Raw genomic sequence first — 22,007 nt, 5'->3', positions numbered from 1 at the left:
GGCGCTCGGCATGAAGACCCCGGCTGAGGCATTTGCATTAGCCGCTTAACCTGAGCAGGTTCTGCTGGGTCATTACACGGCTGACTTGCGCCAAGGGCTCGGCGAGAACAGCCAAGTCGTAGCGCCAGTTCGGCCAGTCGGGGGCCTGCCAGATATAAAGATAATCGCCGCAGTTCATGCGGCGATTATCGAGGCTATTCGCCGCAGCGGCAAGAGGTTCGCTAGAGCGCATCCATGATCTGGCTGTCCGTGAATCTCGATCGCTTCATGCTGTAGAACTCCTCACTGAGAAAATTCTACTTCCGACTGAATCCACAGCATCGCTTCTGTGGGGGGATTACCGTTCGAACTGGCTGTTCGCGGGAGCGCTGCGCGGCGGACAGCGCGCGGCCGCCATCATGAGCCTGATCCAGTCGGCGCGGCTCAATGGACACAATCCGTATGCCTATCTACAGGACGTGCTTACGCGCCTGCCCACGCAGAAAAACAACCAGATCGCTGAACTGCTGCCTCATCGGTGGGTGCCGACCAAGTAGGCTGGACCGTCAAGGGTGTGTTCGGCAGGCGCTTACATTTAAGCCGATCCAGTAGTACTGGGTTATGCCTCCAGGGCAATTGTGCAGCAACCTGCTGCACAACCTCGGCCTTGAGCTTCGCCTCGACGTACATCTTGCGTAGACGCACGTTCTCGGCCTCCAGTTCCTTCATGCGCGCCATCAGCGATACGTCCATGCCCCCGTACTTGGAACGCCATTTGTAGAACATGGCCGAGCTGATGCCTAGGTCGCGGCACAGCTCAGGAACGGCAAGACCAGCCTCCACGCGCTTGATGGCTTCAATGATCTGGCTGTCTGTAAATCTCGACTTCTTCATGCTGTAGAACCCCTCAACGAGAAAATTCTACTTCTGGCTACTGTGGATTCAGACGGTCAGTGCAACATTGCGTCCAGCGCTTCAGCCGCGCGTGAACCACCAGGAATCCAGGATACCGCAGCGCGACAAATCATCAGTCGAGAGCTTGGGCCCGAACGGTTGCAAGATCTCGGAAGATAAACAGCTTGGCATCCGCTACTTAACCACCTCCATCAGCTTGCCGAAACTGTCCACCACGTCGTACTTAACATTCTCCGGGGCGTAGCGGCGGCTCATCTCGTCGAAAAACTTGCGTGCGCACTTGATCTTGGTTTTTTCGATCTCGCGCAGATCCATTGTGGACATTGAACCCTTGGTCTCGGCAACGAAGTAGATGTGCTTGACAGCGCCTTCCTTGAAGCTGATCGCCCAGTCTGGGTTGTAGTCACCTACGGGCGTGGGAATGAGGAAGCCGCGTGGCAACTTGGCATAGACCACCACTTCATTTGCTGTGTCCAGCTCTTTCACGAACTCCCGCTCCACCTTCGAATCCGTCAGCACATAGTCATAGATGTGTCGCTGGAGCTTGTCACCGGCCTTGCTAAAGTCCTGCTTGGTCTGCCCGGCAGTGAAGATGTCGAGGTCGAACTTGTCCTCGACGGGATCGTAGGCAAGGTGTTCGATGATGACCGTGGCCTTCTGTTCGTTGATGAGTCGCGTGGCCTCGGCGATGAAACTTTCCGGATTGATCTTGAACTGTGCAAAAACCGCGACGTTAATACCCGTGAGGATTTCCGCCACCGTGCGGCGAGTCAATTGAGTACCTTCGGCCAGCTTGCCGATCAGGTCGTACTTGACCGCTGAATGAATCGACTGTTCGTTGTATTCGGTCTTTGTTTCGGCAATCTTGAAACCATCTCCACGCTTTAGCGCCTCACCAGTCACCCGGTCGATCTGTTCACCTGTCTGGATGGTGTATAGCAATGGGGTCACGCGCAGGGCCGCGTCCAGCTCTTTGACCGCCTTTTGCACCAGCTCGTCCGAGTCGAAATCGACACTGTAGGCCGCCTTGCGGTTGATGCGGTTCCACAGCGCTTTGAACTCCTGTTTGTCGAAGTTGGCGTTGAGCGGGTTCTTCTTGGGTTTGCGGTCGTCACCGATGTCGGGCAATTGGTTAGCACTGAACACACTGTCGATAAGCTGGTACACCTGCGCGGCGTGCGATTTCAGTTCGGCTGGCAGGTCGGCCAGCGTTCCGGCCTTCTTGGCATCGTGATACGTACCCGCGATCCGATCTGAATCATCTGTGTAGTCGTTCTTGACCAGATAGCGGTAGATTTGCTTCGCCAGTTGCGGCGTAACCGGTACATCGCCAGTCGCCGTTTTCAGCACCTTGCCGGTGAAGTATTCCTCGTTTGCCACACGCGGACGTTCCGACAGCGAATCGCTGATATCCTTCTGCAGCGCGGCAACGAAGTCCTTGTAGCTCTCGCTTGCAACCACGGTCAGCACATTCACTTCGTGAACGGTGGCTGGGTGATCCATCCGGTCGCCTGTCTGGTTGACGGACAGCCGCAAGCCACGCCCCACCTCCTGGCGTCGGGAGATGGTGTTGTCGCTGTGTTTGAGCGCGCAGATGACGAACACGTTCGGGTTGTCCCAGCCTTCACGCAGGGCAGAGTGCGAAAAAATGAAGCGTACCGGCTCGGTGAGCGACAGCAAGCGCTCCTTGTCCTTCAAGATCAGATCGTAGGCATCCACATCATCTGAAAGCCCGGCGTTCTCGCCACGTGCGGCAACCGTCGGGTCAGCCAGCCGCTTGGTTTTTTTGTCGATGGAGAAGTAGCCACTGTGGGTCTTGCCCACCGGAATGCCCTTCAGGTACTTGACATAGGCCGTCTCGTCCAGATCGAGCATCTCGTTCAGGTACTGCGTGTATTCCTCTTCAAAGATGCGAGCATATTCGCCCTTTTCGTCCGCCTGCGTGTAGTCACGGTACTTGGCCACCTCGTCGATGAAGAACAGGGTCAGTACCTTCACGCCCTGTTGGAACAATGCCTGTTCCTTATCGAAGTGCGTTTTGACCGCCTCCCTAATTTGGATGCGGCGTAGAGCCGCCTCGGTCACGTCGCCGGTGGCGTCGCCGACCGTCAGCTCCACGCCATTGGTAAAGCTCAGGGTGTCGGTGTTGGCGTTGATGTCCGTCACCACGTAGTTGCGGTACTGATCCAACCCGCCCGACAGGTCGAACAGGTTGTCGCCCTTGCCGAGCTTGCGCACTACGCGCTTGATGTCGCCATTGGCGAGCTTCTGCTCAAACTCTACGCGCGCCTCGGGAGGCCTCTTGCTCGAAATTTCGATCGATTGCAGATACAGATAGCCCGCCGTGCCCACCAGCCCCTTCACCGCGATGCCGCGCACGGCAATTTTTTTAACCAGCTTCTGGTTGTAGGCGTCCAGCGCATCGAGGCGGTGAATCTTGTTGTGGGTGGTCTTGTGAGTGGCCGAGTAGCGCAGCACCATCAGCGCCTTGAACGCCTCCAGTGATTTCAGCGTCGCCTCACCCTCCATCTTCTGCGGCTCATCCAGAATCATGATCGGACGGTTGGCGCTGATCACGTCGATGGGTTTGCGGGACTGGAAGTCGTCCAGCACGTCGTAGATGCGGCGGTTTTCCGCCCCGCGCGAAGCGAAAGCCTGCACGTTGATCACCATCACGTTGATGCCCGCGTCCGACGAGAAGCTCTCCAGGTGGTGCAGTTGCTTAGAGTTGTAGATGAAGAAGCGCGCCTTCTTGCGGTAAGTTTCCAGGAAATGCTCGGCCGTGATGTCCAGCGACTTGGCCACGCCCTCGCGGATGGCGATGCTGGGCACCACGATAATGAACTTGCTCCAGCCGTACAGCTTGTTCAGTTCGAAGATGGTCTTGATGTAGCAGTATGTTTTGCCAGTGCCGGTCTCCATCTCGATGTCGAGATTGACCTTGGCCACCTTGGTTTTGACCAGCGTATCCGACAGCGGCAGATTCTGACCCCGCTGGACGGTCTGGATGTTGTCCAGCAGCGCTATTTCCGATAGCGTGAAGTCAGCGTTGCGAAACGCAGCCTCCTTTTCCTCCGCAGCCTCAGACGAAGCGGCCTCCAGCGCCAGCGCAGCTTGCGGGCTCGCTGGCGCTGCTTTCTGGCTGCCGGGATCGAGCCGGTAGCGAATGCCGCCGTGATGTGGAACCTGCCCCTTGAAGCAGTCCACCACCGCCTGCACTGCCGCCGTCTGGTAGGCCTGCGTCTTGAATTTCAGCTTCATCGCCGTCCCCTCAGATGCTCTTCACTTCGGTGGATGGCGACAACAGCTTGAATATCTGCTCCACGTTGATCTTGACGGCGCTGTCCTTAAACCCGGCATCGCGGAACACCACGCGCAACGGCTTGTGCGTAGCCAGTTCCTTGACGAAGGCTTCGTCGATGCCGCCATGTGCGTCAAGGCAGGCGGCGAGCGCGTCGCCGTCCACGAAGAACACGTCCTTGCCCTGGATGGCCTTTTGCTCGATGGGCAGGGCAAGATCAACGCCCCAGTCCAGCATGACCTGGAACAGCAGATCTTCCGCCGAGCGGTCGGGCTTGATGTTGTCCACGAACAGGTCGAGGCTGGACTTGTCCAGCGCGTCGGGGGCGTAGTACACGTCGGCCATGTTCGAGGTGTCGATCTTGAGGCTCCGAAATCCGACGTCCACTTTTGCGTCTGAGCTTCTGAATTGATCGCCAACGCGTCGGATTCTCTCTCTGGCAATATCTGCAATGGTTGAGAATCCTGCATTTGCGGCAGCACTTTCTATTGGGCACACTTCTGGCAACTGCACGAGGATGAATCTCGTATTTGTACTGCAGGTCGCATTTCGAGCCAGAATTGCATGTGCGGTTGTGCCAGAACCAGAAAAAAAGTCGAGAACAATCTCATCGTCATCATCTGAAAGGCACTGAGATGCTAAGGATTCGATGAGTTGCGTAGACTTTGGATGTGGGAAAAGCTTCGCATTTAATATGTCTTGAAGCTCCCGTGTTGCCTGCGTGTTGGATGGCGCGATCAATGAGTTTGAAACCTTGTCATCCGCCCTTGAAACCATCCAGGTCGATACAGGAACTGTGTCAAATTTTGCCTCGTTCTTGAAGCGCTTCAGCATGGGGCGCCCGGATGCATCAGCGGGAAATATTACTCTGCCTTCGGAGATTTTCTCTGCCATAGTCTTCCGGCTGTAGGGCCAATAGCGACCTTGAGGCGGAAAGAATTCATTTCCCGTAACGGGATCTTTTATGGGGTAATAAACATCGCCGCCTGCTTTTCCGGCGCTCAGATTATCAGCTTTCCAGGGGCCGCGCGGATCGTTGTCAGGGTTGGTGTAGCCCGCATAGGTTCGCCCTATACCTGCAAGTCTTCCCTTGTTTTTGCCGTAGCAAAGCACATATTCATGATCTACGCTTGTGTTGTCTACTGAGTCCATCGCGCCACTGCGACGTTTCCACACAAAGCTGCAGTAGAAATTCTGAGCACCAAAAATCTCATCGCAGAGCAGCTTAAGGTTAGCTGCCTCTGAGTCATCGATGGAGATGAAGATAACTCCATCATCACGCAGCAAATGCCGAGCCAATCGAAGACGCGGCAGCATCATGGTCAGCCAGTCCGAATGGAACCGTCCATTGGCTGAAGTATTTGCACTGAGCCTGTTACCCTCATCATCTTTCTGATTGGATGAGCGCAGATACTCTTCCGTTTCTTGTGCGAAGTCATCTTCATAAATGAAATCGCTGCCGGTGTTATAAGGCGGATCTATGTAGATCATTTTTATCCGCCCAAGATAAGTTTCCTGCAACATCTTCAATGCATCAAGATTATCTCCTTCGATAAACAAATTTCTCGTTGTGTCGAAGTCTATGCTTTTCTCTCGGACAGGCCGTAGCGTCTTGGCTATTGGTGCATTGGCGGTCAATACCGCCTCGCGTTTACCGGGCCAATTTAAATGATATCGCTCCTGCATCCCGCCTATGACAATGTGAGAAAGCTCTTGCTGTAACTTCTCAAAATCGACTAATTTTCTTAGATTACCCGCACCATCGCGCGCTTCAATTACGCAATGAGGGAACATCTCCCGGATGCGGGTGATATTCTCTTCCACGATGTTTGGCGAGTGCATTTTTAGATTATCCATGAGGTTGATTCGCTAATCTGATGAACGTTTTAATTTCTTCCTAGTTTGTATCCTGCGCGAATCAATGCCCAGAAGAATTCATTGTTGTTAACGCGAAATCGCCATTCTTGCTTGTAAGGGCGCGCACCTTCCTCCACATCAATGCCAAGCACAGAAAATTCATCATTGAGATCACTATCGCAGTTGAAGTAGATACGACACTCAGCCCCCCACTTATTTGGTTGGTGCTGATATCCTTCACCAATAACTGGCATCTCCCCTGTGATCTGAAGGTAGTCGGCCTCGAACTTACCAGCTGCATTGGGATGAACTTCTGCCTCTAAATAGGCGCCTGTCACACTTGCGGAGAAAAAACTGACATTCATTGAAAGCTCCTTTGGATTGTAGGTATTCGCACGTTAGAAAAATTTTGGTCAACCGGCCATAAGCCTATTAACTTCATTTTTCAGTTTTCGCAATTCTGCATTGATATCTACCTTGCGATTGAACTGTTTTTCCTTCGCCAGCTGTGCCGTGGTCTTATCCAGCTCGCGCTGCTTGGCTTGTGCCTGTTCGACGCGCGCCACCAGCTCGGCCAGTGTTTCCTGTGGCCGCGCTGACAATGGGATCAGGCGGTGCAGCAATTGCTCATACATGCCGCCCAGATGCAAGGCCACGGGCATCGCGGTGCGCTCGCCATCCATCGACAGCCAATCCGATGCAAAGTAGTCCGAGAGTACCCAGCGGCTGGTATCAGCTTCGTTCGGGCGCTTGTAGGCGGCAGTTACCTGAGTTCTACCGTCGAAAGTCAGCTCGAACACGATGGGAAACGGGATGGCCCCGTCGATGCAGCGCAACACATCGGTGTGCAATTCCGGCGCTTTGAGCTGGATGCTGAAAATCTGGATTTCCGGCACGCCGGGGCGCGCAGGGAGATGGAGCGTCTCCGGGGCCAGCTTGTACCGCCAGACGATCTGTTCCACCTGTTTGACGAACAGGTCTTTGAGCCGGGTGTTGGCTCCGCTGTGCTCGCAGATCTTGTTCTTGGGCAGAACGCGCCCGAAGGCTGCCTGTTTGGGGTAGGCGATCAGCGCACTCATCCAGCCTCCTGAATCACGAGGAAACTGATGAGTTCGAAGTCGTCCAGCCCGGAGATGGTGCCCGTGAGCGCCGTGGTCTTGCCGCCGGTGAACAGGCTGTCCAGGTCCTTTTCTTCCTTCACCTCGATCATCGAACGGATGGCTTTGCCCAACAGATCGGAGTAGGGCTGCATCCTGCGGCCATCCGACGTTGCCTGATTGAAGCGCTGGCAAGCCTCAATCATGGGCTTGTCTCGCCCTTTGCAGCATGTACGCGCCAGATCGAGCAAACGCTTGACCTCGGTGTGGTCGTGGATGACTTCGCCCTCGTGGTTGATGTAGACGAGGTAGTAGGGGTGCAGGCGATTGTGCTGGTTGAGGTTGACGCCTGAATTGCGGTTGCGCAGCGTGAAGATTACCCCTGGGCGCAGCCCCATCTCAGCCTGGGCGGGTACAACGGCGTGCATCCCGTTGGGCACATTGCTCAATTCGCCGTGGGCCTTGACGTAGTTGAGCAAGTCCATGCGGAAGTCATTCAGGCCCAGATCGGTGATGGAGACACCGGTCTTCAAATCCTCCAGCTCAATGACTTCTTCCTGCAAGCGGCGCAGTTGCTCCTTGCGGTACGACACGTCGTTGGCTTGCGCGGACAGCACGTTGTCGTCGCCGGTGGCAGTAACGTCAGCGATCATCATGCGGCTTTCGACGCGCTCCTTGAGGTTGATGTATTCGTCGAGCGAAATGTCGGGCCAGTAGTTGACAAGCTGGATGCTGCTGTTGGGCGAGCCAATACGACCCACCCGACCAAAGCGCTGGATGATGCGCACCGGGTTCCAGTGGATGTCGTAGTTGATCAGGTAGTCGCAGTCCTGCAGGTTCTGGCCTTCGGAAATGCAGTCGGTGCCGATGAGCAGATCGACTTCGTGCGGCTCGTTCGGCAGCACTACGGCCTTCTCTTTCGAGCGAGGGGAGAACAGGGTGAGCAGTTCCTGGAAGTCGTAGCTGCGCTTGTGTGTGCCGCTCTTGATGGTGGACTGCGGCGCGCCCTTGCCGGTGACCTTGGCGGTGTGGATGGCGTGCGTGGCCAGCAGCTCCGGTGCAAGATTGGCATACAGGTAATCGGCGGTGTCGGCAAAGGCGGTGAAGATCAGCACCTTCCTGTTGCCGGGGTTGATGGGGTTGTCGATCTTGCCGAGCAGTTGCGCCTTGAGGTGCTGCAACTTGGCGTCGTCCTGTGGGGTGATCTTGTTCATTGAGGCCAGCAGAGCGTCGATAACCTGCAAGTCCACCTTGAGCTCGTGCTCCCAGGATGGCAAGTCCATGTCGGCGAGGCTGATCTTGATCTTCCCGCCGATCTCGCCGCCCTCGTCACTAGGCATTGGCAGGTCGTCGTCCTCGGCATACAGCCCCTCCAGCACTTCCGTAAGGTCACCCACTGTCGCCGCGCCACCGGATTGGTTGAACACGGCAATTTTGGCCAGCGTCGCTTCGTTGTTGGCGCGCAGCGATTGCAGGGTGAGTCGGAATGACTGTACCGAGCTTTCGAGGCGCTTGAGCAGGTTGACCGTCATCAAGGCCTGCAGGCTCTTTTCGCGGTCAGCCTGACGCAGCGTGCCCTTGCCGCCAACCTTGGTGTCGTAGATATCCTCGTACTTTTTCAGACGACTGGGCAGGATGTAGCTGATGGGCGCATACACGGCCAGTCTGAGCAGGGAGAGCTGTTCGAAGATTTCGTTGAAACCCAGCACGTCCGACCGCTCGGTCAGGCGGCAGTGGACCGACAACGGCTTGCGGCGCTCGGGAAACTGGCCAATGTCCTTGGTGTCGTAGAAGGTCTGGATGTGCTTGCGCGAGCGAGCAATGGTGACGCTGTCGAGCAGTTCGAAAAAGTCAAAATCCAGCGAATCAAGGATTGCTCGCGCGGTGCGTTCTTCCGGTGGCAGCTTTGACCATGTGTTGAAGACTGCTTGGGCATTGCGAAAAACTTCTTCCACCGACTTGCTGGTGCGGAGTTTCTTGCTGAGGCTTTCCGAGTCGCCTTCGTAGGCCAGCGCAAGCTGGTTGCGCAGGTCGTTGAAGCGGTTGTTGACTGGTGTGGCCGACAGCATCAGCACCTTGGTCTTCACACCTTCCTGAATGACCTTGCGCATCAGCTTCTGGTAGCGCGTTTCCTTGTCCTTGTAGGCGTCGTTGTTACGGAAGTTGTGCGACTCGTCGATGACGACCAGATCGTAGTTGCCCCAGTTGATGCGGTTGAGCGGTGTGCCGAAGGATTCGCCGCTGGTGCGCGAAAGATCCGTATGACACAGCACGTCGTAGCTGAACCGGTCGCGGGCGAAGATGTTGGTCTTGAGGTTGCGGTTGTAGTTGAGCCAGTTGTCGGCCAGCTTCTTGGGGCAAAGTACCAACACGGATTTGTTCCGCAACTCGTAGTACTTGACCACCGCCAGTGCAGTGAAGGTCTTGCCGAGGCCGACGCTGTCGGCCAGGATGCAACCACTGTAGGTTTCCAGCTTGTTGATGATGCCGGTGGCCGCATCCTTCTGGTAGTTGAAGAGCTTGTTCCAGATCAGCGTGTCCTGGTAGCCCGTGCGATCATTGGGCAACACGTCTTCGTCGATGTCGTCGAGGAACTCGTTGAAGATGTTGTAGAGCATCAGGAAGTAGATGCTCTCGGGCGAGTTCTCCTGATAGACCGAGGCGATGTGCTCGCAGATCTGCTCAGTCACGTCCTCAAGTTTTTCGGAGTCGTTCCAAATCTGGTCGAACAGACTGAGGTAGGTGGCAGAAAAGGGGGCCTCGTCCATCTTGTTGACGAGGTTGGACACCGCATTGCCTTGCTGGTAGCCGAGATCGACGGCGGTGAACCCATGCAGGGGCATGTACGCCGTGTCGGTGCCGCCAGCCTGCACGCAGGCGAATTGCTGCATGGGCGCTTTGGTGCGGTTGCTGCGGAACGTGGCCTTGCGTTGTATCCAGTCGGCACATTCCTTGGCCACCGCCCGCTGGGTGAGCTTGTTGCGAAGCTGGATTTCAAACTCGCTGCCGTAGAGGCTGCGTTCGCGGTCGAGCTTGGGGATGTGGAATTCCTTGCGCTCCTTGCGAATTTTGTCGGTAACCTCGTTGGCCACAAAGGTGGGCGAGGTGAAGATGAAGTTCAGCTCGTCGATCTTTTCCAACTCGGTTTTCAGCGCCTCGAAGGCGTACATCGAAAAGCACGAGGCCGCGATCTTCAGGCGCGCGCCGGGCCTGAGGGTCTGCTTGAGATCGTCGCCCAGCAAACGGCTGATGTTGTCGATCAGTTCCATCGTGCTCCCCTTACGCTCGCTTGATCCATTTCGCGCCTCGCCCTTTGCCAGTCGATTCGATCAACCCCTCTGATTTCATCGCCCGCAGTACTAGTCGAACCATGTCCCGGCTCACGCCCGGGCAGGCTTCTTCAATCTCGGAAATCGAGAATGGCAGGGTGCGCCCTAGAACTTCCGTCCGCACCCGGTCGCCTTTGCTGCCACGTCCCCGTTCGATGGTGCCAACACGCTCCTCGAACTCACGGTAGGCCCGCAGCAAGGCACCCCAGAAGTAGTCGAGCCAGGGCTTTACGTCGTGCTGCCCCTGGTGCCATCCCTGCGAACTGGCTTCCAGCGTCTCGTAATAGCCTTCTTTGGTTTCCTCGAAGATGCGCTCCAGGCTGATGTAGCGACCCACTGCATAGTCGAAGTGGTAGAGCAGCAGCAGGGTCAGCAAGCGGGACATGCGACCGTTGCCGTCCGGGAAAGGGTGGATGCACAGGAAGTCGAGCATCGCCAGCGGCACCAGTACCAACGGGTCGGCCAGGTGCTGGTCCAGCGCGGTGGCGTAGCGCCCTGTCAGATCAGCCATGGCCATCGGCGTTAGATGCGAAGCCACCGGCTGGAAGCGCAGACGCGAAGTGCCATCCGGGTGACGTTCGATGATGTCGTTATTGGTAGCCTTCCAGCGCCCGCCCGCCTGCGGCATGTAGCGGTACAGCAGGGTATGTAATTGCAGCACAACACCCTCGCTGAAGGGCATGTGCGCGGCGGACTCGTGGATCAGTGCCAGAGCATCACGATAGCCGGCGATCTCCTGTTCGGAGCGGCTCTTTGGCGTTGCGTTGCGGATGACCAGAGACTTCAACCGCGAGGGTGCGACGACAACACCTTCCAGCCGGTTGGATGACTCGGTGGACTCCACCACCGCGATCTGGCGCAGGCCCTTGAGGGCTTCGGGCGACTGCGCGGCGTAGAGTTGCTGCTTGCCCCGGTACTCGCCCAGTGTGCGCAACGTGGCGGCCTGGGTGCCATCGAAGCGAAGCGCGGCAAGGTACTCAGGTGTGAGCGAGTGCATGTAAATGTAAGTCCAGGCTGTCTAAATGGGGTAATCATAGCCGTTAAATGGGGCATTGCCTCTAAAAATGCCTCATTAACGGTGTTTGACTACCCCATTTCCTGAACATTGGACCGGTCGCGAGGATCTGGCATGGCTGACCGGGGAGGAAATAGGTAACATGAATCCAAAAAATGGGGCAATCAATTAACAATTGCCCCATTTATTTCATTGCCTACCCCATTACCAGCGCCCAGCCGTCGGCAAAGGCAAACGGCAAGGGAATGGCACTCAAGGGGCAACGGCCCTACCCAGAAAAGGAAAAGGCCGCACCTGTCCATTTGTTCTGCAACACCCGGCCAACTCTTCCCTATGCTGTGCCGCTGCCCTCCGCAGCACTCAGATAGTCCGCCCAGTCCTGCAACAGTGCCCTTCTCTGATCCAGCAACAGCGCCTTGTTGTAGGTCGCCCGCACCTTGTTGCTTTCCACGTGGGCAAGCTGCCGCTCAATCGCATCAGGCCGGTAACCGTTCTCATTGGCCCAGGTCGAAAAGGTCGTCCGCCAGCAATGCGGCGTCGTACCCCGCCCCAGGTTCATGTCACGCATGGCATAAGTGAGCCGGTTGGGCGTAGTGAAGCCCTTGCCGCTCCGGTGTGGGAACAGATAGCAGCCACCGCCCGTGATGCACTGCAAATCCTTCAGCACGGCAATGGCCTGCGCGGACAACGGGCTGACATGGTCACGCCGCGCTTTCATCTTCGCCGCAGGCCGACGCCACAGTGCATCCTCAAAGTCGAACTCGTCCCACTCGGCATCCGCCGCCTCCCCTGGACGGCATGCGGTCAGCGCAATCAGCCGCAGGCACAACGAGGTTTCCGGATAGCCCCGGTAGCTGCGTAACTCCTGATAGAACTTCTGGATTTGCTCTCGCGTCATCGCCGCCTTGCTCTCGCTGAACGGCACGCGTAGCAGCCCGCGCAGGCTGGGAATTGGATTTGCCTCGACCAGCCCCCGCACCACCGCAAACTCAAAGATCGCCGAAAGATCACCTCTGACATGGATGGCCGCCCACGCGCCATGAGCCTTGCATTCCTCCAGCAGGGGGCGAATCTGCTTCACGCCTATGTCGCTCATCGGCATCCCGTCGAACTTCGGCGACAGGTACTTCCTGATACGGGACTCTTTGGTGCGGTAGGAACTGAGCGCAAAAACAGGCTTGATCTCGGCCAGGTACGCCTGCGCTACCTTGGCGAACGAGCTTTCACGAGCGCGCTTGCGTTCCTCCAGTGCTTCCAGGTTGCGCTGCTTGACCTGCTGCCGCTCATGAGCAGGATGGATGCCTTGCTTGACCAAAGCACGCGCTTTCTCTCGAACCGCGCGCGCCTCCGCAAGACTTACTTGAGGAAAACCGCCAATGGCAAAGAGGTTCCCCTTGCCTTGCAGGCGGTACTTCCACCGCCAGAGCTTGCCGCCGGTGGGCTTGACCAGCAGGAACAGGCCCCCGCCGTCTGAAAGTTTCCAGTCTCGATCAGTCGATTTGGCCGACCTGACCTTGAGGTCGGTGAGTAGATTTTCGGGCATCGTCGGACTCCACTGCGGGGAGATGTACCCCCACGGTTGAACACGAGTACCCCCAACGCTACCCCCGAATTTTCTAGACCTCGATGAACAATAGGAACGCTCAGCAGACCGTATTGTTTCTGCAACCCATTGATCTCAAATGGGCTAGCCTGTCCACCAAGCGCTACTGAGCGCCACCGAGATCCAGCAAAAATTGTCAGACGTTGATCACACGTTAAACAAGAAATTCATCACGTCCCCGTCCTGCACGATGTATTCCTTGCCTTCGGCGCGCATCTTGCCGGCTTCCTTGGCGCCTTGCTCGCCCTCGTACGTGATGAAGTCTTCGTAGGCGATTGTTTGCGCGCGGATGAAGCCGCGTTCGAAGTCGGTGTGGATCACGCCGGCCGCTTGCGGGGCGGTGGCGCCGATGGGCACCGTCCAGGCGCGCACTTCCTTCACGCCTGCCGTGAAGTAGGTTTGCAGGCCCAGCAGTTTGAAGGCGGCGCGGATCAGGCGGTTCAGGCCCGGTTCTTCCATGCCCATGTCGGACAGGAAGGCCTGGCGGTCGGCGTCGTCCAGGTCGACGATTTCGGATTCGATGGCGGCGCAGATGGCGACGACCGGCGCGTTGCGCGCGGCGGCGAATTCGGTCAGGCGGTCAAGCAGCGGGTTGTTGGTGAAGCCGTCGTCGGCCACGTTGCCCACGTACATCGCGCGCTTGGCGGTGATGAAGCACAGTTGGGCGATGTCGGCGTGTTCTTCCGGGCTGAGATCCAGCGCGCGGATGGGCTTGGCTTCGTTCAGTTGGGCCACGCACTTTTCCAGCACGGCCACGATGCGCTGCGATTCCTTGTCGCCGGAACGCGCGGTCTTCTGATGACGCTGCAGCGCTTTTTCAGCGGTTTGCATGTCGGCCAGCGCCAGTTCGGTTTCGATGACTTCGATGTCGGCGATGGGGTCAATCTTGCCGGCCACGTGGATCACGTTGGGGTCTTCGAAGCAGCGCACCACGTTGACGATGGCGTCGGTTTCGCGGATGTGCGACAGGAACTGGTTGCCCAGGCCTTCGCCCTTGCTTGCACCAGCCACCAGGCCCGCGATGTCCACGAATTCGACGGTGGCGGACAGGATGCGCTCGGGCTTGACGATTTCAGCCAGCTTTTGCAGACGCGGATCCGGCACTTCGACCACACCGACGTTGGGCTCGATGGTGCAGAACGGATAGTTCTCGGCGGCGATGCCGGCGCGGGTCAGAGCGTTGAAAAGAGTCGATTTGCCAACGTTGGGCAGGCCGACGATGCCGCATTGCAGAGCCATGGGAATCCTGTGTAAGTACGGTAGTGATCGTTAACGTTCTAGTTTACCCCGGGCGCGCCCTGGGGCAGCTTCATCAAGGCCGGCGATATGGCCCCGCTATTTGACGACGGACGGCGCCCAGCGCATGACGGCCCAGATCATCAAAATGGGGCCGGCGTTGAATGTGGCGTGCAGCAGGATGGCCGCGCCGATGCCGCGTCGCACCCGCGTCCAGCCCAGCACCAGGCCCGTCAGCCATTGCGGCAGCACCAGCAGCGGCATCAGCCAGTACGGCGTCTTGCTATAGACGAAGTTGGTCAGGTGAACCGCGGCAAACGTCAGCGCGACCAGATGGAACACCAGGCCGAAGTGCTTCAGGTAGTAGCGCCGCCATGTCGTGTCCCAGCCTGACAGCATCGTCGCGCGGGGACGCACGCCCCAACAGGCCAGCAGCATAAAAGCGGCCAGCAGCAGTCCCGTCCACAGTTGCGGGCCATACAGGACCACGGGCATCAATGCGGGCACCAACCAAAGCGCCTGCAAGGGCCGGCGCAAACCGTAGCGAAACAGCATTTCTTCAACGAGCGGCGCCCAGATAACCGCCGTCAGCCACGGCAGGTTGGCCGGATCGATGCGGTGGGTGGCGCCGCCCAAGCCAGCAGCCATCACAGCCACGGGGCCCAGCGCAAAAAGATTCAACGCCCACAGCAGCCCGGCCCAGGCCAACAGGCGTCCGGGGCGAATGCCCGGCCACCAATCAGCCAGAAACCCATTACCCACACGCCCCGCCGCACGCCCCGAAACGCGCGACACTGGACGCGGGTGACGGATATAGCGCCAGAAGTCCGCGACTTCTAATCGAAAGCGGGTTTTACCAGCGGGCGCGGACTGCGGGTGCTTGTTCATCCGGCAACGTTGCCGCTATGCAATTGGCGCGTGGCCAATGGGAAATCACCCGCCAGCATCGCCGGCACCACGGCGCGGCAGCGGTCGATGACGGCATCGATTTCCTTCTGCTCATCGCGACGCGGCGGATGCAGCACAAAGTCCGCCACCTGCTGGGCCAGGCCCAGCGTGCGCGGGTGGCCGATACCGATGCGCAAGCGCCAGAAGTTCGGGCTGCCCAGCACCGCCTGAATGTCCTTCAAGCCGTTATGCCCCGCATGGCCACCGCCCTGCTTGAGCTTGACCTGTCCGGGCAGCAGATCCAGTTCGTCATGCAAGACCAGCACCTGTTCGGGCGCCAGCTTGTAGAAGCGCGCCAAGGCGCCGACGGCCTGGCCGGATTTATTCATATAGGTAATGGGCTTGAGCAACAGCACGTTGTCCGCACCCAGGCGCGACTTGGCGACCATGCCGAAAAAAGATTTCTCAAGCGCAAAAGAAGTGCGCAGATCGTCCGCCAGATGGTCGGCCAGCCAGAAGCCGGCGTTGTGCCGTGTGGTTTCGTAGTCGGGACCGGGGTTACCCAATCCCACAATGAGGCGTATGGGAATAGACATGATGGAGGGTGTTTAAACCAAAAAACCCTGCGCATGCAAATGCACACGCAGGGTTTCGGGCACAAGCCGCGGAAAGCCCGAAGGCTTTCCAAGAAGGCTTAGGCAGCCGGAGCAGCTTCTTCGGCGTCGTCGGCAGCGGCGGCACCGCCGCCCTTGACGATGGCGGCAGCCAGCAGCGGGTTGTCTTCACCGCCGTGGGGCACGTAGGTGACGCCCATGGGCAGCTTGATGTCGGCCAGGTGGATCGAAGCGCCAGCCAGGGTGTTGGACAGGTCGATTTCGATGAACTGGGGCAGAGCCTTCGGCAGGCAGGTGATTTCCAGTTCGGTCGTCACGTGGCTGATGATGGCGCCGGCCAGCTTCACAGCGGGCGAGATTTCGGCGTTGACAAAGTGCAGCGGCACCTTGGTACGCAGAGCCTGGTTGGCGTCCACGCGCTGGAAGTCCACGTGCAGGACTTGCGGCTTGTAGGCGTGCCATTGAACCGAACGCAACAACACTTGCTCATCCTTCGAGCCTTCGAGCTGCATTTGCAGGATCGATGCGTGGAATTCTTCCTTACGCAGGGCGTGATAGATCTCGTTGTGGTCGAGTTCGATGTTCAGGGGGGCAGCCGTACCACCATAGACAATGGCGGGAACGCGGCCCGCGCGGCGCAGGCGGCGGCTCGCACTCGAACCCTGGACGCTACGCGCAGTGGCGATGAATTTCATGGAAAACTCCAAAAACAAAATAAGGTGAAGAGGCTTCACCAGTTAACGGCACGGCGCGCAACATGCGCGCCGTGTTGATTGCGCCTTGCCGCGACCAGCAAGGTGCAAAAACTAAAAGTAGGCTGTGGCCTGACCGACGCGAAGCGCGTCAGTCGACGAACAGCGAGCTGACCGATTCCGCGTTCGAGATACGCAGGATGGTCTCGCCCAGCAGCGCGGCGCACGACAGCTGGCGGATCTTGCCGCTGGCCTGGCCTTGCTCGGAGAGCGGGATGGTGTCGGTGACGACCAGTTCGTCCAGTTCCGACGCTTCAATGCGATCAATGGCGCCGCCCGACAGCACGGGGTGCGTGCAATAGGCGTAAACGGCGCCGGCGCCGCGGTCTTTCAGGGCCTGGGCCGCCTTGCACAGCGTGCCGGCGGTGTCGACCATGTCGTCCATGATGATGCAGGTGCGGCCGTCGACTTCACCGATGATGTTCATCACTTCCGACACGTTGGCGCGCGGACGGCGCTTGTCGATGATGGCCAGGTCGGCTTCCAGTTGCTTGGCCAGGGCGCGGGCACGAACCACGCCGCCGATGTCCGGGGACACCACGACCAGGTTCGAGAAATTGCGGCGCCAGATGTCGCCCAGCAAGATCGGACCGGCGTAGATGTTGTCCACGGGAATGTCGAAGAAACCCTGGATCTGGTCAGCGTGCAGGTCCATCGTCAGGACGCGGTCAACGCCAGCCACTTGCAGCATGTTGGCCACCACTTTGGCCGAGATGGCGACGCGCGCCGAGCGCGGGCGGCGGTCTTGGCGGGCGTAGCCGAAGTACGGAATCGCGGCGGTGATGCGGCCGGCCGACGCGCGGCGCAGGGCATCAACCATGACCATGATTTCCATCAGGTTGTCATTGGTGGGCGCACAGGTGGGCTGCAGAACGAAGACGTCCTTGCCACGCACGTTCTCGTTGATTTCGACCATCACCTCGCCGTCTGAGAAGCGACCGACGGTCATCTTGCCCAGGGACATATCGAGGTGGTTGACTACGTCCACGGCCAGCCGAGTGTTGGCCGTGCCCGTGAAGATCATGAAGCTATCGTTTGCCATGATGGATGATGCGATGGTCGTTGTAAGACACTAACGAGTGATGCGGGGTGAAAACGCCAGCGGATCCGGAAAATAAAAAAGCTGCTGAACCCGGGCCAGTGTCTTACAGGCGTGTTCAACAGCTTTTTTATGTATTCGGTTGGCTGGGGAGGAAGGATTCGAACCTTCGCATGCCGGAATCAAAATCCGGTGCCTTAACCAGCTTGGCGACTCCCCAACTATCTTGCAATCCAATTCCGCAACGGATGTTCAGTTAAACCAGTACAAGCCTGCACTAACCGAAACCGTGGATGCGTTGTGCTGTTTGTTTTAACAGCGCCGCGCATTATAGCGGATATTTCTGCTTTCGCCAAAACGGCTTCGGAAAGTTCTGAGAATTCGGCGAATAAACACGCGCCTGATCCCGACATGCGTACAGGGTAACCCTGTTCTGCAAGCCACCGCGATGCCCTGGAAACTTCAGGATAAAGACGGTGAACCACCGGCTCCAAGTCGTTTTTCCCGAAGGAAAAAGTTGGCGAAGCAAGAAAGTCCGCTATTGTGATGTAAGAAGAATCCCTTGTCAAATCGGGCGCTGAAAATATTCCAACAGTCGGCACGCTAGTGTCCGGCTGCGCCACCAGGTAAGCGCGTTCGGGCAGCGTCACGGCGGTGAGCGCTTCGCCCACGCCCTCCGCGAAGGCTGATTGCCCGAACACGAATACCGGCACGTCGGCGCCCAAAGGCAAAGCCAGGTCCATGAGTTCGCGCCGCGTCAGCCCCGTGTTCCACAGTTTGTTCAACGCGATCAGCACAGTAGCCGCATCGCTGGAACCGCCACCCAACCCGCCGCCCTGCGGGATGCGCTTTTCAAGACCGATCTGCACGCCCTGGCGCGTGCCCGTGGCTTGCTGCAAGGCACGCGCGGCGCGCAAGGTCAGGTCATCGGCTTCGGACACGCCGGCAAGCTCGGTGGCCCGGCTGATGACGCCATCGGCGCGCGCATCGAAATGCAGCGTGTCGCACAGGTCGATGAAGCGGAAGACGGTTTGCAGCAAGTGGTAGCCGTCTGCGCGGCGGCCCACCACATGCAGGAACAGATTCAGCTTGGCGGGAGCGGGAACGTCGTACAGAGTCACAGAGGGCAGCCGATGCGTGCGGGACAAGCCCACATTCTAGCCACGCGCCGGACCTTGCGCCGTGTAGTAAGGCACCTCGGCGCGCGCAAGCGGCGTGCGGCCGCGAAGGTGGTCGGCGATTTTCTCGGCCATCATGATGACCGGGGCGTTCAGGTTGCCCGTGACGATATCCGGCATGATCGATGCGTCGATCACGCGCAAGGCCTCCAGCCCATGCACGCGGCCGTATCCATCCACCACCGCCATCGGGTCGGACGCCGCGCCCATCTTGTTCGAGCATGATGGGTGATACGCGGTTTCCGCTTGCGCGCGCACGAAGGCATCCAGTTCTGCGTCGGTCTTATATGCGGCGCCGGGCGAGATCTCGCGGCCGGCGTATTGCGCCAGGGCGGGCTGCGCGAACAGCTCGCGCGTGATGCGCAGCGCCGCGCGGAACTCACGCCAGTCCTGCGCATCGGACATGTAGTTGAAGAGGATGCTGGGATGATCGCGCGGCGAACGCGAACGAATGCGTACGCGCCCCCGGCTGGGCGATCGCATGGAACCCACATGCATCTGAAAGCCATGCACCTTGATGGGGTTGGACCCGTTGTAGTTGATGGCAATCGGCAAGAAGTGATATTGCAGATTCGGCCATTTGAAATCGTCATGGCTGCGGATGAAGCCACCCGCTTCAAACTGATTGCTGGCGCCGATTCCCGTGCCCATGAACAACCACTGCGCGCCAATGGCGGCTTGATTGCGCAGCTTCAGCGACGGAGCCAACGACACGGGTTGCTTGCATTCGTATTGCACGTATAGCTCCAGGTGATCTTGCAGGTTCTCGCCCACGCCGGGCAGCTCGTGCTGCACGTCGATACCCAGGCCGCGCAGCACTGAACCCGCACCCACACCGGAACGCTGCAAGATCTGCGGTGATGCGATGGCGCCCGCGCACAACAGCACTTCGCGCAGCGCGTAGCTGCGGTGATGCTGACCGTGCTGTTCCCACGCCACCCCTTCTGCGCGCTTGCCGGAAAACAGAATCACATCAGTCCAGGCCCGCGTGACGATCGTCAGGTTGGCGCGTGCGCGCGCCTGGTCCAGATAGCCGCGCGCCGTGCTGGCGCGCCGACCGCGAGGCGTCACCGTGCGGTCCATCGGCCCGAAGCCTTCCTGGCGATAGCCGTTCATATCTGGCGTTTGCGCGTATCCCGCCTGCTCGCCCGCCGCCACCATGGCGGCAAACAGCGGGTTGTTGCCGGCCTTGGGGGTAGTGACGCTGACCGGCCCCGAGCCACCGTGATAGTCACACGCGCCCACGTCGCGGCTTTCGGCCTTCTTGAAGTACGGCAGGCAAGACAGGTAATCCCAATGCGCCAGGCCATCGATGCGCGCCCAATGGTCGTAGTCCAGGGCATTGCCGCGCACGTAGCACATGCCGTTGATCAGCGACGACCCGCCCAGCCCCTTGCCGCGCCCACAATCCAGGCGACGGCCATTCAGATGCGGCTCCGGATCTGTCTTGTAGCCCCAGTTGTAGCGCCTGCCCTGCAAGGGCATGGCCAGCGCGGCCGGCATCTGCGTGCGGAAGTCCAGCCGGTGATCTTGCCCACCCGCTTCCAGCAGCAGCACGGTCGTGCCTGGGTCCTCGGTCAGCCGCGCGGCCAGCGTGTTGCCCGCCGATCCGGCGCCGATGATGATGTAGTCGTACTCGCGCTTGATGGACATCGTCTTCCCCTCGAACACGTACAGAAATCGGGCTGCCCGCCAGCGCGGCGGGCGCCCGTCGCCGAATCGTCAGTACGATCAGAACACCGACGCGAAAGGGCCGAGTTCGACCTGCACGGATTTTGTCTGCGTGTATTGGGCCAGCGCATCCATGCCGTTTTCGCGTCCAAGGCCAGATTGCTTGTAGCCGCCCACCGGCATCTGCGCGGGCGATTCACCCCAGGTGTTGACCCAGCAAATGCCCGCCTGCAAGCGATGCGCAACGCGATGCGCGGCGGCCAGGTCGCGGCTGACCACGCCCGCGGCCAGGCCGTAGCGGCTGTCATTGGCGCGCTGCACCGCTTCGTCTTCGGTATCGAACGCCAGGATGCTCATGACGGGGCCGAAGATCTCTTCCTGCACGATCTCCATGCGGTCTTCGCAATCTGAAAACACCGTGGGCGCCACATAAGAGCCCTTGCCCAACGCACCGTCTGTCAGCCGCACCCCGCCCGCCAACAAGGTGGCTCCCTCGCGCTTGCCGATTTCTATCCAGCTCAACACGTGGTCCATGTGCGCCGCGCTGACCAGCGGCCCGAAGTTCGTGCGCGGATCGAAGGGGTCGCCAATGCGGATGCGCGCCACCCGTTCCAGCACGGCAGCCTCAAACGCCGCCTTGTGCGATCGGTGCACGAACACGCGCGTGCCATTGGTGCATACCTGGCCCGAGCTGAAGAAGTTGGCCATGACGGCGATGTCTGCCGCGCGTTCAAGGCAGGCATCGGGCAGCACGATCAACGCCGATTTTCCGCCGAGTTCCAGCGTGACGCTTTTGAGCGTTGCCGCCGCCACGCCCATCACTTGTTTGCCGGTTTCCACGCCCCCAGTGAACGACACCTTCGCCACGCCGGGGTGGCCGGTCAGCCAATCGCCGATTTCACGGCCGCTGCCCAGCACCACGTTGAAGACGCCGTTGGGCACGCCTGCCTGGGTGTAGATCTCGGCCAGCCGCAACGCCGTCAAGGGGGTGATCTCGGCGGGCTTGAACACCATGGCGTTGCCGGTGGCCAAGGCCGCGGCCGATTTCCACATGGCAATCTGGACGGGATAGTTCCACGCGCCGATGCCCGCAATCACGCCCAGCGGTTCGCGGCGCGTGTAGAAGAAGCTGGATTCGCGCAGCGGCACTTGCACGCCCTCCACGGCCGCGGCCAGCCCCGCGTAATACTCGATGACGTCCACGCCGGTGGCGATGTCGACGGTACGGGTTTCGGACAGCGGCTTGCCGGTATCCAGCGTTTCAAGTTCGGCCAATTCGTCGTTACGTTCGCGCAGCATCTGCGCCGCCTTCAGCAGCACGCGCCCGCGCTCGGCGGGGGTGCGCGCCGCCCATACCTTCTGCCCTTCCTGCGCGCTGGCCACGGCGCGGTCGATGTCCTGCCGAGCGGCCACCTGCACTTCGGCCAGCACCGCGCCGTTGGCGGGGTTTACCGTGGTGATGGTCTTGCTGCTGATGGCGTTGGTGCGCCGGCCATGGATGTAGAGTTGCTGGATAGGCAAAGGCATGGGAGT

At 59.2% G+C, this 22,007-nt stretch carries 16 protein-coding genes, 1 tRNA gene and 2 pseudogenes; 1 reads left to right on the top strand and 18 read right to left on the bottom strand.

Annotated elements, in window-relative coordinates:
* Positions 1-37: 37 nt before the first annotated feature.
* On the bottom strand, positions 38-232 hold the full coding sequence (locus WBR68_RS31485; RefSeq protein ID WP_370641225.1) for a DUF4172 domain-containing protein: 195 nt from the start codon (positions 230-232) through the stop codon (positions 38-40).
* 97 nt (positions 233-329) lie between these two features.
* Between WBR68_RS31485 and WBR68_RS14015 the strand changes: the two are divergent.
* Positions 330-536, top strand: a pseudogene (locus WBR68_RS14015) (transposase domain-containing protein); the annotation flags it as partial.
* A 79-nt stretch (positions 537-615) separates the two neighbouring features.
* Here WBR68_RS14015 and WBR68_RS14010 read toward each other — a convergent pair.
* The 17 genes and pseudogenes from WBR68_RS14010 to betB all read right to left on the bottom strand — a co-directional run.
* Positions 616-873 (bottom strand): annotated as a pseudogene (locus WBR68_RS14010) (transposase); the annotation flags it as partial.
* 195 nt (positions 874-1,068) lie between these two features.
* Positions 1,069-4,155: a type III restriction-modification system endonuclease gene (locus WBR68_RS14005; protein ID WP_230694549.1), complete on the bottom strand. Its 3,087-nt coding sequence runs from the start codon at positions 4,153-4,155 to the stop codon at positions 1,069-1,071.
* 10 nt (positions 4,156-4,165) lie between these two features.
* Positions 4,166-6,052: a site-specific DNA-methyltransferase gene (locus tag WBR68_RS14000; protein WP_230694548.1), complete on the bottom strand. Its 1,887-nt coding sequence runs from the start codon at positions 6,050-6,052 to the stop codon at positions 4,166-4,168.
* 29 nt (positions 6,053-6,081) lie between these two features.
* Positions 6,082-6,417 (bottom strand): hypothetical protein, encoded by a 336-nt coding sequence (locus WBR68_RS13995; RefSeq protein ID WP_230694547.1) that lies wholly within the window; start codon positions 6,415-6,417, stop codon positions 6,082-6,084.
* Between the two features lie 48 nt (positions 6,418-6,465).
* Positions 6,466-7,131 carry a DUF4391 domain-containing protein gene (locus tag WBR68_RS13990; RefSeq protein ID WP_230694546.1) on the bottom strand — a complete coding sequence of 222 codons (666 nt, stop codon included), beginning with the start codon at positions 7,129-7,131 and terminating at the stop codon, positions 6,466-6,468.
* Entirely contained in the window at positions 7,128-10,418 is a 3,291-nt protein-coding gene (locus tag WBR68_RS13985; RefSeq protein WP_230694545.1) for a helicase-related protein, read from the bottom strand. Before WBR68_RS13985 ends, WBR68_RS13990 begins: the two co-directional genes overlap by 4 nt.
* A gap of 10 nt (positions 10,419-10,428) precedes the next feature.
* On the bottom strand, positions 10,429-11,475 hold the full coding sequence (locus WBR68_RS13980) for a Fic family protein (RefSeq protein WP_230694544.1): 1,047 nt from the start codon (positions 11,473-11,475) through the stop codon (positions 10,429-10,431).
* Between the two features lie 349 nt (positions 11,476-11,824).
* Positions 11,825-13,036 carry a tyrosine-type recombinase/integrase gene (locus WBR68_RS13975; RefSeq protein WP_230694543.1) on the bottom strand — a complete coding sequence of 404 codons (1,212 nt, stop codon included), beginning with the start codon at positions 13,034-13,036 and terminating at the stop codon, positions 11,825-11,827.
* A 207-nt stretch (positions 13,037-13,243) separates the two neighbouring features.
* Entirely contained in the window at positions 13,244-14,335 is a 1,092-nt protein-coding gene (gene ychF, locus WBR68_RS13970) for a redox-regulated ATPase YchF (protein ID WP_230694542.1), read from the bottom strand.
* Between the two features lie 96 nt (positions 14,336-14,431).
* Positions 14,432-15,220, bottom strand: a complete 789-nt coding sequence (locus WBR68_RS13965) for a CPBP family glutamic-type intramembrane protease (protein WP_230694541.1) — start codon at positions 15,218-15,220, stop codon at positions 14,432-14,434.
* Positions 15,217-15,816, bottom strand: coding sequence for an aminoacyl-tRNA hydrolase (pth, locus tag WBR68_RS13960; RefSeq protein ID WP_050448047.1), 600 nt, complete (start codon positions 15,814-15,816; stop codon positions 15,217-15,219). Before pth ends, WBR68_RS13965 begins: the two co-directional genes overlap by 4 nt.
* A 98-nt stretch (positions 15,817-15,914) precedes the next feature.
* Complete coding sequence (locus WBR68_RS13955; protein ID WP_050448048.1) at positions 15,915-16,529, bottom strand: 50S ribosomal protein L25/general stress protein Ctc; 615 nt, start codon at positions 16,527-16,529, stop codon at positions 15,915-15,917.
* A 148-nt stretch (positions 16,530-16,677) separates the two neighbouring features.
* A complete protein-coding gene (locus tag WBR68_RS13950; protein WP_006227587.1) occupies positions 16,678-17,628 on the bottom strand; it encodes a ribose-phosphate pyrophosphokinase in 951 nt (316 codons plus the stop codon).
* Between the two features lie 140 nt (positions 17,629-17,768).
* A tRNA-Gln gene (locus WBR68_RS13945) sits at positions 17,769-17,845 on the bottom strand.
* 1 nt (position 17,846) lies between these two features.
* Entirely contained in the window at positions 17,847-18,746 is a 900-nt protein-coding gene (ispE, locus tag WBR68_RS13940) for a 4-(cytidine 5'-diphospho)-2-C-methyl-D-erythritol kinase (RefSeq protein WP_050448107.1), read from the bottom strand.
* Between the two features lie 36 nt (positions 18,747-18,782).
* On the bottom strand, positions 18,783-20,456 hold the full coding sequence (betA, locus tag WBR68_RS13935; protein ID WP_230694540.1) for a choline dehydrogenase: 1,674 nt from the start codon (positions 20,454-20,456) through the stop codon (positions 18,783-18,785).
* A 78-nt stretch (positions 20,457-20,534) separates the two neighbouring features.
* Positions 20,535-22,001 carry a betaine-aldehyde dehydrogenase gene (betB, locus tag WBR68_RS13930; protein WP_050448050.1) on the bottom strand — a complete coding sequence of 489 codons (1,467 nt, stop codon included), beginning with the start codon at positions 21,999-22,001 and terminating at the stop codon, positions 20,535-20,537.
* Positions 22,002-22,007 lie beyond the last annotated feature (6 nt).

Source organism: Achromobacter sp. JD-1, assembly GCF_038594925.1.
In the GTDB taxonomy this organism is placed as follows: domain Bacteria; phylum Pseudomonadota; class Gammaproteobacteria; order Burkholderiales; family Burkholderiaceae_B; genus Achromobacter; species Achromobacter spanius_C.
Note: the sequence above shows the minus strand (reverse complement) of the source record. Positions and strands in the feature narration are given on the sequence as shown.